Raw genomic sequence first — 12929 nt, forward strand, 5'->3', positions numbered from 1 at the left:
TACCGCACGATGGGGTTTTGCTTATCCCTTTCGGGGGAAATGTTTTTTGTTGAGAGAGAACCTTCCCGCAAAAGACACACAACAGTAAAAACCATTTAAAACCATGAGTACACCCAAAACAAACGGCAACGGTGCGAAGGAAGTAACACCCGCCACAGCGAACAAAACCACCACACAGCCAACTGCTGAACAACTGAAAGCCCAAGCACAAAAAGAACAGGCGCAGTACTTTGAAGGCTTAACCGACCTTGTCTATAAGCGTGCCCGTTTTCAGGAGCATAAGGATGCGGTATCTGAATTGTCTTTTGAGAAAGCACACGAGGACATTTTTGAGCATACTAACCAGTACGGGGGTATGATTGTGCTAAAAGACTTCAACCAAAACTCGTATGAAATCAAAAACCCTAAGTTGGTGATGGAGTTGCGCAACTACTTGCTTGCTCTCTTTGATGGTAAAATCACAGATTTGGAAAACGGCATTTTTTTGTATTCAGAACAAAAGAAGGCAACCCCTGCCGCGTAATACATGGTACACCACCCGCCCTGCGGCGGGTGGTTTCTCTAATCCTTTTACTATTAACGATTATGACCGCAGAACAAGAACTAAAACTGCTAACCATTGATGAATTCAGGGCGCACTATACCCTCACGAAAAACCACATAACACATACCGATTTGTGGGACGGTTGCGGGTTTGAAACTACAGGCAGAGAATTGGCTTTTGTTGTTACGCAAACGCAAAACACTATTTGGACAGCCATTGAAGAAAACGGAACAGTTTGTATTGTAAGCGGCTTCCGATTTGTAAACCGATTGTACTACCTCGTTACTTTAGAAGCTGTACCCGACGCTATCCAATACATGATAACTGACTTGTAATTCTATACTCCCCATGAACACACAAAACCCATTTGACCGATTGGAACAATTGGTAGAACAGCGCAAAGTATTGCAGGCTCGCACCGACCAGTTATTTATGATGAACCAAGCGTATTTGATAGATAACGATACCACCCTCACTATTACGATTGAAGCACAGAATGCAATATTCAAAGGAAGGCACAACCCTATTATCCGAAGTGTTCTAAAGCACCTGCATAGTGAATATGAAAAACGGCTCAAGCGAAAAGAAGAAAAAATCAAACAAGTAACTCACCTATTAAATGAACAAACACCATGACAACCACGACAGAAAAAACACAGGAATTGAAAGATACCAAAGAACCCCGCCCCATAGACCAAGCACGGGAACGGTTGAAGTTATTAAGCCTTGAAGTGAAAGACTTAGTTGATGACGGTACGTTTGAAACTATAAACGACGCCATTATGGAAACCCTATACAAAAGCCATGAACATAGAACCTTTAACAGCTTTATGGGATGGAAACAGCAAGGCAAGCAGGTAAAGAAAGGTGAAAAGGCTTTTTTGCTTTGGTCTAAGCCAAAGCATGTGCCTAAAGAACCCATTGCAGAGGAAGCAAACGAAGAAGCCGACACCGACCACGCGAACCCTACCCAAGAGGAGTATCGGTTTTATGGTATTGCGTACTTGTTTTCTAATGCACAGGTGGAAGATATACCGCAACCTGTAAATGACAACCCAGAACCTGAACCACAGAGCAAGGAGTTGGAACCCCTGCCGTATTAATAACGGCTCTTAAACTGTTTCTATATCCTGTATAGGGTATGTGAGGCGAACGGCTCTCTACGGGGCCGTTTTTGCCGCGCGGGGAAAAGCGGCAAACCCTTGTCTCTTTATTTTTCTTTTGGGTAAGGGTTTTTCTTTGGTTTGATTTTTCTTGCTTCGCTGCTCAGCTTGTATTGCCCCATCTCTTCTCAAAAAATTGGATAGAATAATATACACTACAAGTGTCCGCAAGAAAAAAGGTGTTATAACCCGTCTCAATGAATAATTTATTGCACGATTTTTCTCTTATAATTTTAATTAAACAACAAATAGTTTTAAATTTTTATAATTTTCATAAAAGACTGTCTAATATAGGTTTATGAATCAAAAAATTAGTAAAAAAAATTATGCAAGGTGTGAATTACTATATATCTTTGTCTTAGTGTTTAAAAAAAATCATGACCAAAGCAGCTTACATAGGAGAATTTACAATAAAGAAACCTTTAGGCGGTAATGGGTCTTATACAAGAACTGAGCCGCCCAGTAGGACGGCTTTTTTTATGCTTTATGAAAAGCTATACAATACATATTAGTATAAAAAAAATTGGAGCGACTTTGCAGCAGCTCCAATCTTCGGTAACAAGGTCATTCCCAAAGAATTGGTCGTCCACGGGAAAAAACCTTTAATGTTTTTAAAAGGAAGGCAAGGGTACGAAAAATATCCTACTTTTCCAAGTAAACTGTATGAAATTTCTACGGTTTTTGCAACTGTGGAAAATCCGAAGAAAGCGGCTGCGGGTCCTCCATGTTTTAAAACAAAAAGGAGGCACTATGTCAGACTTTTACAAAAAATCACTTTTACTCAATGACACAATACATGCCCGTATTGTGCAAGCTGGGCTTATTACCCGATGCGGCTGTGTATTGGAACAAGTTGTAACTGCAGAGTACAGAGTCAACTTTTACACTGTGGTTACATTCAAAGTACTCCTCCGGTTTGTTCAGTTTTTCGAAAACGGACAAGCTAGAACAACCGAACCTTTGGTTGTTTCTCAAGAACACCTTAACACAGAGACCTTATTTGATGTGTTATTTAAAGTGTTGAAACTGTTTATGTAATAATCTACCATTTACAATAGATTATTAAAAATGCGGGTAACTCCCGCATTTTTATTTTATAGATAAAGGAAATCAAACTAATGGTTAAATTTGTGATAGTAAAAATATTGTAGCGATTAGCTATTCCCTTGCCTTCAGAAACTGCGACCTTCTATATGCGCCCAAGGGATGAGTTAAACGCCTACGCTATGCGTGGGCTTTGGCTTGTCTGTGCGCGTGGGATGTCGCAGTCCCCTGAAGGCAGCGGGTCATTGTCCCACGCTCCTTGTTTACGGGCATGGGGAAAGAAAAGCGACACCATGTCTATCTATAACCGGCATATATCACCCGTCCCCAAAATCGCATTGCCCACTGCGCAGGGGTTTTCGTTTATCGCACTGACGGATATTTTATACTTCAAGGCGGATAACAACGAGGCATTGGTGTATTACCTCAAACCGTATGACAACAAAACCCACTCAGCGGTTATCTTCAAACGCTTGAGCGATATTGAAGCCGCCCTCCACTACAACGGCTTTTTGCGCATCCGTCGCAACTACCTCATCAACACTTACAACATAAAGCAGGTAAACAACCGGGCAATTGTAATGGCCAATGATGAGACCTTATACCCTTCACGGGACAGGGCTAAGGTGGTAGAAGCATATTTGAAGGAACATTTTTACATCTGATTTACCGTTTACCTTGTTTGTTCTACCCTTCACCTATCTTTCTCTACCGCTTACGGGTTTCGGTAGGTGGGGTTGTTTGGACATGATAGTTTTGTCCGAAACAATCAAATTCTATCGGTATGAAACAGCTAACTTTCTTCTCATTGGTTATTATCTTATTTACTTCCTGCTTCGGGGTGCATTCGGGAACATTTCAATCGTCGGCACAGCTTAGTTCTGCTAACTACAAAATTGTAAAGCGAGCTGCACAAGGCAAGGCCACAACCACCGTCGTACTGTATATGGGTGGTCTTGGTAAAGAGGCCCTTGTAGCAGAAGCAAAAGAAAATCTAATGCGTGAGTACAATGTATCGGACAAGCAGTTGCTTGCCAATGTCAGTGTGGACTTTAGAACAATTACTACTCCCCTGTATTTGGTGATGTGGCAACGACAATGTACGGTGACGGCAGATATTGTTGAGTTTGTTAAATAACCTGCTATGAAGTGTAAAGGATATATCACGCTATTGGTTGTGGTATCGTGTTTTGCTTTTTCCGGTTGTTCTAATGGTAAGCTCACACGCAAAAAAGCAGCACAACTGATTGAGCATTTCTACGAATATCCCAATGTGGAAACGGTGAGTCTTAATCTAAACGTAACCGTTGCCAATCACTATACAACACTAATAAGAGATGGGTATCTGTCCGTACCGCACTATTACGGTCTTATGTTTCCGGACATGACGGTAACAGACAAAGGTATGCCCTACCGATATTCAGGAACTGAAGGTACCCTATTTGCAACCAATATGAGGAAGCTGAAAGAAGTAACCTCAATATTGTTTGATGATGGAAACGAAACCCGGGCAACGGTGGAGTTCATATGCGTGCGTCACAATATTACGCCGTTTGGATACCATAAGAATTATAAGGAACACGATGAGGTAACGTATTCGGTCAAGATGGCAAAGTATGACGACGGCTGGCGGATTACCACGCCAAATGGAAAGAATTACAAAGAGGCTGACTTTCCTGATGTTGAGGAGTTTTTAGAGAATTAAAGGACGGTAGTGCATTTGTATACACACGGCCTGTTCCCGCTCGGGGGCAGGCCTTTTTTATTTTTTCTTGATACAAACTTTAAAAGTGATTGAAAGGCTTTTGGTATGGTGATGCTAAACCAAGTCCTTTATGAATAACTCTATAAACCTTTTTGAACAATTACTACAGCACTTTACCGGGCATCCCCCCGAACGTGTATTTGATGATTTCCTGTCCGTTGCCATTTGCTTATTAGCTGCCGATTCTCCGCAACAGACCCCTTCACCTTTTAATTTTGAGGCCTGGTATTCCGAAGTCTCCCGCTCCTATACAAGACGGGAACAGAAGCTGTTTCCGTTTTTGCTCCATGTATTGATTGAAGAGATACAAAAGCGGGTGAATCTTAGGGAAGATCCTGATGTATTGGGAGAGTATTACCAACAGTACTTTATGAAGGAAGAGGAACTGCTCATCCTGCCTTATAATGCATATTTGGTGATGGCGCACGCATTGTCTAAGCGGGACACCCCGCTTATCGCTCCTGACTTTATGGTAACAGATTGCAGAAGCGGCGGGCTTATATCCGCACTTTTCTCTGCGTTTGGCGAGGGACGAATGTATTACGGCCTCGAACACAATCCGGTATGCGCGAAGATGGCTGCCATCAATGTGTTTTTGCGCGGGGTATCGGATGCGGAAATTTTGTATGCGGATTCACCTGACGGGTTTTCTGTCAGTTACAAGATTACGGATTCGCCACACAGTCTTACAATAATTACCCGAAAGGAGGATTCTAAATTGTGGGCAGCCAAGACCTCTCCGGAGAGCAATATGAATGTAGTGTCTTTGTCTCAAATCCAAGTAAAGCCGCGGTAGCGGCTTTCTTGTTTTGACGGATTGTTAACGGGAGTAAAATTGTCCCCCGTTGTGGGTATAAATCTACAACTTATACTTATTGGTGTACTGTTCTTTTCCCCTCTTCATCTCTCATAATGTATTGCCTGATTTCTTAATGAGTGTAATGCTTCTGTTTTGGTGATGGTTGGTATGGCTTTGCCATACCAACCAATAACACCTACACCATGAAACTTATTACTTCTGAATTACAAGCCCGATTTTTGGAAATCGGCGAACAATGTGAGGAAAGCGACCCAATCATTGTTGCAAAATTCTTTAATCCCTGCGGCTCACAAACATGGTGGGCCATCAGTTATGATCCTGAAGACAATATTTGTTTCGGGTATGTGACAGGAATGTTTGTGGATGAACTGGGTAGCTTCTCTATTGATGAAATGGAGGCCATACGGCTACCGTTTGGGCTTCGCATTGAACGGGATATTCACTTTGATGAATGTCGTCTTTCTGATGTGAAGTCGGGGAAAGTGAGGTAAATACTCTATCGGGCTGTCTTTTAAAGACAGCCCTTTTTGTAATTGTGATTTCCAGATGGGTAGGGTATCTATGAATATTATTTTCACAAATGACACTATATTAAAAGAGCTGTTTTTATTGACTAAGTATTTATCTCGCTTAGTATCTCAAAAGTTGCATGACGCATATTTGGATGCTCAAGCTCAACTCCCAATTGGGCTTTATTATTACTAAATATTTTTACCACATGACAAATGTTGCCATTATAATTAAATCTAAGCCGAATAAAAGAATCTACAGCCTCAAAAAAACTTGAAGAAATAATTTCTTCTGATAATGATTCGGTCCCCGTAAATTCAAGAATTCGCTGACGCATAAAATCTTTTAAGAGTTCTTCCATTTCTTGTCTTTCAAGTTTGATACTATTCGGTTTTTCATTAATCAAATTGATTCTTGAATCATAATTCTCCATATTTATAAACCATACCATATTTAGTAATTGAAAAAAAGACTTGATGACTCAATTAATTTTAATAAATTTACACAACTGCTAATTTAACTATCATGGCAAAAGAGAACACCAACAACTACCTTCTTATGATAGGAATTGACGAGTATAATGACAGTGAATTTAGTCGTCTTAACTCATCTGTTAAAGATTGTTTAGACATAAAAGAAACTTTGTTCAAGCGCTACGAATTCTTTAGTGAAAAAACAACCGAATTATATAATGAAAAGGCAACAAATTATAGAATACAAAGTGAATTAGGAAGCATATCGAATCTTATAAAACCAGAAGACAATCTTGTTATATATTTCTCTGGGCATGGGGGGATCGATAATAAAACTAAACGGGGGTTTTGGATTCCTTACGATGCTAAAAATGAGCATACGACTTGGATTTCGAATGAAACATTAATTACTTATCTATCAAAAATAAATGCTAAGCACATTTTTTTGATAAGCGATTGTTGTTTTTCAAGATCAATCCTAATCACAACTCCTACGAAAGGCTTTTTTACCGACGCCTCTGATTATGATGATACTCAATCAAGATGGGCGCTGACCTCAGGTGAAAACGAGGTAAATGATGGAGGAGAGCATGAAAACACACTTTTTGCTGAGAAGATTATTTCATTCTTGAATAATTCAAAAGTAAATTTCAGGGTAAGTAAGCTCATAGAATATGTAAAAGATGAGTATTCCGCAAATAGTTTTCAAAAACCGCAAGGACATCCACTGAATTTAGAATATCACCGAGGTGGCGAGTTCATTTTTAAAATACAAAAAAGAATACTTGAACAATCAATTGAAATTAAAGGTTATAAAGACTTCGAGGCAGTTTTACAACTTCATAGACCGAATGCAACTTACAAAAAAGTAGACTCATTTGAAGATGCAACTCAAAAGATAGGTTATGAAATATTTTCAGAACTTGACCGAGTAAAAAATCAAGGCACTTATTTTTTGTGTTTATATGAAAACACAGATATAACAAAAACACATGAAAGAATCAAACGAACAAAAAATGGAGTTTTAAAAGAAAATTCGCTCATAATTTTGGTACCGAGAAGAAAGAAAAAAAACCAAAATGAAAATATTAAATACACAGACTCAATCAAAAGAACATTCAGGCCAAGAAATTTATTTTTCCTTGATGATTTTATACAAAAAGAGTGCACTCCAATCAACTATAATCCAACAAATCACAATGGATTTCTGGACATTAGTAACTTTGTTATCCCTTCATATGACATAAATAATCAAATATATGACACCGTTGACTTTTATACAGACTGGATTACTCAAGGAGACGAGCCAATCTTGGCATTAGTTGGTGCTGGCGGAATTGGAAAAACAACAATTGCTCAATTCATTGCTGATAAGTACATGCAAAATAACACAGAATCAACTGTTCTGTTTATTGAATCAGGTAGCATTGCTTCGGAGTTAATAAAGATGAAAAAAGAAAGTTTTATAAGTATTTATACATTTTATGAAACGATGTGTCTGGAAATTGGCTCAAACTTCCAAAAGCTAAATGAATCATTATTTAAGTTAAACTTTGACGCCGGAAATTTACTTATTATAATTGATGGTCTCGACGAAGTTATTTCTAAAGTCCCAAACTTTGATGTAAATGATTTTATCGAATCTATACTCTTTTCAAACTCAGAATTAGGTAATGGGAAAGTTGTATTGACATGCAGGACACATTTCTGGAACCAAGCCTTATACAGATCTTCCCAACTAAAAACTATAGAGCTTTTGCCGTTTAATGATACACAAATGAATAACTTTTTCTTCAAGACTTTTATTAATGACAAAAAGAAGATAAGTAAATGTCTTGAAATTGCGAAGAATTTTGAACTTTCTAGTGAAGAAATAAAACATCACTACCATCCATATGTACTGGATGTTATTAGAACCATTGTAGACTCTGAGCAAGATTTTTTTGAGGCAAGTTTGTTTGATGAAACCCACTCCTTTAACCCGAGAATAAAGAATGACTACATCATTCATCGTATATTTTACAGAGAGCATTTAAGATACGAGAATATTTCTGTTAGTCAACAGCTTAATGTGTTTACCGAATGTGCAATAAAATATAGAGGTGTAGTTCCTATTACTATGTTTAATTCTATAATTTCTGATGCAATTGGCAATCATGTAGACAATAACGTATTTGAAATTCTAAAGGCACATCCATTACTAAAAAATAATAAAAACTCTATACAGTTTAAATATGACTTCTTAACTGATTATTTCAGAGGGATTTATTTGACAAAATTTATTGACAACAGCTTTACTAACAACAAAGTAACGAACCAATTACTAACAATATTGAATGAAAATTGTTGGTTTGGCTCTGGGTTTCTTGAAGATGTCAATAATAGAATTGAAGTTTGGGACGAGAACTGTATTCTAAGATGTTCAGAGTTAATATCCAAACTTCAAGATAATAATGAACTGAGTGGACAACAAAAAATCAAAGCAATCTCTTCCTTGTTCTCCGCCTGTCTTACAATCAATTTACATAAAAAAAACAATGACATTGAACAAAACACACGTCTCCTAAAGGATTTATTTGCAATATCTAATAATGAGATCAAAGGCCTTCAAATGCTCAACATTCATAACAACGAAGGAAAAATAAAGTTTGATTTTAGAGATTTAAAAATAACAAAATCAACTATTGACAATTTCTATTTTTTTTGGGAATGCCTTTTTAACGAAAACACCTTTTTTTCTGAGTGCTCAATATATAATATTAACAGTGAACAAGTTAAAGTATTATCTATACCCGAACAAAATTTTCACAATTGTACAGTTGACGATAAGTTTAAAGCTGCTTTCAAGAAGCATAAATCCTCTATTTCAATAGAAAAAGAAAACATTGAAATTTATTTAAGAGATTTTTTTCGCTTGTTCTTCTCGTATGGAAAATTGCAACCTCAAACTCTTGATAAAGCTCACAAAGGAAGGGAAGCTTATAATTCACTAAGAAGAAGTTACGGAAGAATAGGATCAGGATTGTTCGAATTCAATGAAATTATTGATTTTTTGAGGAAAGAGAAAATACTTGAAAAAGACCAAATATACGGTGAAACAAAAGTTAGCGTAGCAGAGAGTTACCGGACTGATATAGTAAAGTTTATCAAAGATGGAACACCAACAAAACTCATCTTCAATCTTATAAAAAAACTAAAAGATAATAAGGCATAACTATTTAACTAAGCAAGATTGAATTGGGCGGCATCCACCTGCCCAATTCAATCTTGCTGGGGGAAACAAACCGCCTTTAATTTCTTTATTGGCGCTTCGTTTCCCCCAGACCCCCTTCTAGGTTTATGTGCCATAAACTAAAAAGGCCGCCTATAAGGGCAGCCTTTCAATATTGTTATGAAGGGTTATCTGTCGATTTCCCTGTTGTCTCTTTCGTTTCGTAGTTTGCGTATGCGCTCTAATGTTTCTTGCATTTCTATTTCTTTGGTGTGATTGCGCTCCAGTTCTTTTATTCGCTCACTGAAGCCCAGCAAGCTGAACCTATGCTTACGTCCCGTCGGTGACAAGACTCCTTGCATGCGGTCACCTCTGAAGTATACAGGAATATTTTTTTCTTTCAGTAACTGTTGAAGTTCATCGGTAGTAGCTGCTATCGCTAGACATTCCTCTATGTGCTGTTTCAGCTCCTCTCTCTGTGATTCTTTACCTGTACGTTTAGTGAGTTGATACTCCCGGTCGGTTTTTCTGGTTTTATCCTTCTTTTCATGTTCAACCTGAGAATGCACGATTTCAGGCCAACGGGTCTTTTGAAATTCTTCAAGCGATTTTTTTATTGCGGCAAACTCAGATTTAGATTTAGAAAGTGCGCGACCGGAGAGCACCTCAAGCCCTGAAACGACCGCGTGCAAATGAACCGAACCCTGATGGTAATGAGGTACGATAACAAATAAACCGTTGCCCCGTACTTTAGCGTATTCCTTTGCAAATGCCTTTAGCATACCTGTATTTATGTTGCTTGTGTCCCGATTATTCCATGAAATCACTTCATGATAGAGCATATTGGAACGGCTGGTGCGCCTAATGCGGTAACTTTCATTTAATTCAAATGCTTTGGTTAAGGCCTCTATATCGTGGCTATCTGCACGTATGTTTTTGGTATAGACAAAATGCTCAAAACCTTGTACGGGAACTTCTTTTTGCCCTTCAAACACATAGTGCAGGAGTTGTTTGAATGAGAGTGTCTTACGGCTCATGCTTTTGATAACCGGCATCGATAATAGCTTTTAGTACGGGTAATAAATCGGGGTGTTGTTGCAGTGCTTCTGTAAGAATATCTGGAACAGTTGGCGGTGTGTAATAAAGGTTTTTCAGCCAATTCTCGATAATGGCAAGACGGGCTTTCATTGTTTGTAATTCTTCATGCAGTGAGAATGAAGCCGTACCGGAGTGTTCTGTAAGTTCGTTACTGATAAGGTACAGGACTTGAATGATACGCTTAAATATTTCGCTATTTGGCAAGAGCGGAGTGTTATCAAGGTAGGATATTGTTACCTGTTGTATATATTGGGTGGGGTGGATGCCATACGCTTTGGCTGTTTTGACGAGCCGCTGGTTGTCAGAGGAAGTAAACCGGGGTTTGTAGTATTTCACCCCGGCCTTATTCTGCTTTTCCCGAAAATTACGCTTCCAAAGATTATGATAGCGTTTGCGTGCCTCTTGTAACTTTTCTCTGTCAGCTCCCAACAGGTTATTGTCTTCTAAATATTGATACCACCCTGTTCCCTTTTTAGGTGTTCGTGGCATTGGTATAAACGTAGGTTAGAGTGGTAATTTGGCAAGAGTTTGCTGTGGTATGGGAACGATGGGTACAGACGGGATTTTAGAACGCTCTTTAAATCGCCAGATGGTGTAATAGGGTTTTATATCTAGCAGTATCGCAGGATGGTTACCGCAAAGTAGGATTGCTTTGCCCTGCATCGTGCGTATGTTGGCAGCACTCATCAAGGGTTCTGTCCGAGTTCCCTTTTCATCGGTAATGGTCGTTTTGCCTAAAGTTTCTTCAAGAGTCCTCGCTACGTCAATCGTTTGACCCGGGTAAAATAAAGAAGAATATATGTTCGCTAAAATGGCTTTTCGTTCGGCAGGAGGGTAAATTTCCAACTGGGCAGGGCTTTGGTAAGCAAGAGCCAAGTGTATACCGTACTTGCGGCAATTCGACAATGCAGTCGATAAGAAGCTGTTACCTAAAGTCAACGTAGAGGCTTCATCCACCAATACCTGCACAGGTAACGAGGCCTTTGAAGGTATTTCTTTCATTAACTGGTTAAGAACGGAATAGAAAAGCAAATTTTGGTATAAACTCAGGTACTTGTCGTCCAACACCGATGAGACGATAAACACCGCTGTAGGTTGTTTCCGCAGTTCCGACCAATCAAAAGTGGAAACAGAACTTACTTTTGCAAGATCGTCATCAGAGAATACATTGAGAGCAGTTTTTAATGTCGAAATTGTGTTTAAGCGGGTTTTGTCCGGCGTCGCCAATATGGCGGCGTATGACCTTGTAAAATCGTCATCATATGCCTGAGCTATCACCATTCGGTCGAGAGATTGCTCGTCAGCAGCCAATGCTTCAACCATTCGTTTCAGGTTGTACAATGTATGGTACTCTTCGGGTTGAGCTTTCAAGAGTCTCAGAAGCACGAAGCACAATTCCTTTGCAGAATTTTGCCAGTAGGGATCGCCCGTGCTTCCCTGATATGCGGAAGAAACAATAATTTCCGATAATCGGTTGAGTTCCCCGTTGGTAAGCTTTCCGCCGATGGGGTTGAAGGCTCCGGAGCTTAACAAGGCGTGGTTTACATTAATTACAATGTTTCGATAATTCTTTTGTGCCAGTTGTCCGCTGCACAGGTTATAAAGTTGCGAGGCGGGATCTCTCGTTATGAAGGATTTTTCGCCGTTGGCACTGAGCAAAGTGTTGGCAAACAAGGATAATGTCTTGCCCCCACCGCTTGGCGCAAATACAGCTAAATGTTTGCTGCTGGTTTCGAGACTAAAGGCTTTATCGGATACCCTAAAACCTTTGTTCCAAAAACTGATGAGTTCCCCGGGATTGTCTTTGAAAGAAGCGTTGTGTTGGGTAGTAGTGGCTTGAGTAGCTGCCGTACCTGCGACGATTGCGAAGAACGTCTTTAAAATTAACTCGATTAATCTAACTAGGAAGGTTAGGGTTTTGTGCGCAAGAGTTATACTGATACGAAAAATATAACCCAAAATTTGGTTTGTGTTGTGCATGATATTTTATTTTTTAATGAATGGGTAATTGAAAATTTGGTTAGAAAAAATTGAAGACTTTTTGATTGGAGGTGTATAGGCATGAATGCCTTTGTGCATAGCACTACTCCACCCAGCCGTAGTATTTGGCAAGGAGGTAAAGGGCGATAACCAAGAAGGCAAAGGCGAGGGCTCCTGCACTGGATTTCCGCTCAGGCTGGTAATAGGGGGATTGCTTCGGTTCCGATGCGGTGTTCTTTACAGCACCTAATAAAAGCGTGACTTTTCCGAATCTCCTACCCCATACAAATAGAGGGCGTTTGGACATGGTAAATGTGTATT

14 protein-coding genes are annotated in these 12929 nt (G+C 39.2%); 10 read left to right on the top strand and 4 right to left on the bottom strand.

From position 1 onward, the window contains the following. Positions 1–103 precede the first annotated feature (103 nt). The 9 genes from F9K23_09775 to F9K23_09815 all read left to right on the top strand — a co-directional run bounded on the left by F9K23_09775 (position 104) and on the right by F9K23_09815 (position 5827). Complete coding sequence (locus F9K23_09775; GenBank protein ID KAB2916010.1) at positions 104–523, top strand: hypothetical protein; 420 nt, start codon at positions 104–106, stop codon at positions 521–523. Positions 524–585: 62 nt separating this feature from the next. Beyond that, positions 586–879 carry a hypothetical protein gene (locus F9K23_09780; protein ID KAB2916011.1) on the top strand — a complete coding sequence of 98 codons (294 nt, stop codon included), beginning with the start codon at positions 586–588 and terminating at the stop codon, positions 877–879. 13 nt (positions 880–892) lie between these two features. After that, positions 893–1180 (top strand): hypothetical protein, encoded by a 288-nt coding sequence (locus tag F9K23_09785; GenBank protein KAB2916012.1) that lies wholly within the window; start codon positions 893–895, stop codon positions 1178–1180. Continuing rightward, complete coding sequence (locus tag F9K23_09790) at positions 1177–1647, top strand: ArdC family protein (protein ID KAB2916013.1); 471 nt, start codon at positions 1177–1179, stop codon at positions 1645–1647. The genes F9K23_09785 and F9K23_09790 overlap by 4 nt, the downstream gene beginning before the upstream one ends. A 1253-nt stretch (positions 1648–2900) precedes the next feature. Then, on the top strand, positions 2901–3416 hold the full coding sequence (locus F9K23_09795) for a LytTR family transcriptional regulator (protein ID KAB2916014.1): 516 nt from the start codon (positions 2901–2903) through the stop codon (positions 3414–3416). Positions 3417–3535: 119 nt separating this feature from the next. Further along, positions 3536–3889, top strand: a complete 354-nt coding sequence (locus F9K23_09800; protein KAB2916015.1) for a hypothetical protein — start codon at positions 3536–3538, stop codon at positions 3887–3889. Positions 3890–3895: 6 nt separating this feature from the next. Further along, entirely contained in the window at positions 3896–4456 is a 561-nt protein-coding gene (locus tag F9K23_09805) for a hypothetical protein (protein ID KAB2916016.1), read from the top strand. Positions 4457–4586: 130 nt separating this feature from the next. Continuing rightward, complete coding sequence (locus tag F9K23_09810; protein ID KAB2916017.1) at positions 4587–5312, top strand: hypothetical protein; 726 nt, start codon at positions 4587–4589, stop codon at positions 5310–5312. A gap of 206 nt (positions 5313–5518) precedes the next feature. Continuing rightward, on the top strand, positions 5519–5827 hold the full coding sequence (locus F9K23_09815; protein ID KAB2916018.1) for a DUF2958 domain-containing protein: 309 nt from the start codon (positions 5519–5521) through the stop codon (positions 5825–5827). Between the two features lie 122 nt (positions 5828–5949). Here the strand turns inward: F9K23_09815 and F9K23_09820 are convergent, their stop codons facing one another. Then, positions 5950–6279 carry a hypothetical protein gene (locus F9K23_09820; GenBank protein ID KAB2916019.1) on the bottom strand — a complete coding sequence of 110 codons (330 nt, stop codon included), beginning with the start codon at positions 6277–6279 and terminating at the stop codon, positions 5950–5952. A 92-nt stretch (positions 6280–6371) separates the two neighbouring features. Here F9K23_09820 and F9K23_09825 point away from each other — a divergent pair, with 92 nt between their 5' ends. Then, entirely contained in the window at positions 6372–9533 is a 3162-nt protein-coding gene (locus tag F9K23_09825) for an NACHT domain-containing protein (protein ID KAB2916020.1), read from the top strand. A gap of 185 nt (positions 9534–9718) precedes the next feature. Here the strand turns inward: F9K23_09825 and F9K23_09830 are convergent, their stop codons facing one another. From F9K23_09830 to F9K23_09840, 3 genes are read right to left on the bottom strand one after another with little or no spacing between them, the layout of a single operon-like run. Next, complete coding sequence (locus F9K23_09830) at positions 9719–10585, bottom strand: relaxase/mobilization nuclease domain-containing protein (GenBank protein KAB2916021.1); 867 nt, start codon at positions 10583–10585, stop codon at positions 9719–9721. After that, a complete protein-coding gene (locus F9K23_09835) occupies positions 10557–11117 on the bottom strand; it encodes a hypothetical protein (GenBank protein ID KAB2916022.1) in 561 nt (186 codons plus the stop codon). Before F9K23_09835 ends, F9K23_09830 begins: the two co-directional genes overlap by 29 nt. A gap of 15 nt (positions 11118–11132) precedes the next feature. Continuing rightward, positions 11133–12608, bottom strand: coding sequence for a TraM recognition domain-containing protein (locus F9K23_09840; GenBank protein KAB2916023.1), 1476 nt, complete (start codon positions 12606–12608; stop codon positions 11133–11135). Positions 12609–12929 lie beyond the last annotated feature (321 nt).

The sequence above is a fragment of the Bacteroidota bacterium genome, from assembly GCA_008933805.1.
Taxonomy (GTDB): Bacteria; Bacteroidota; Bacteroidia; order UBA8524; family UBA8524; genus SB11.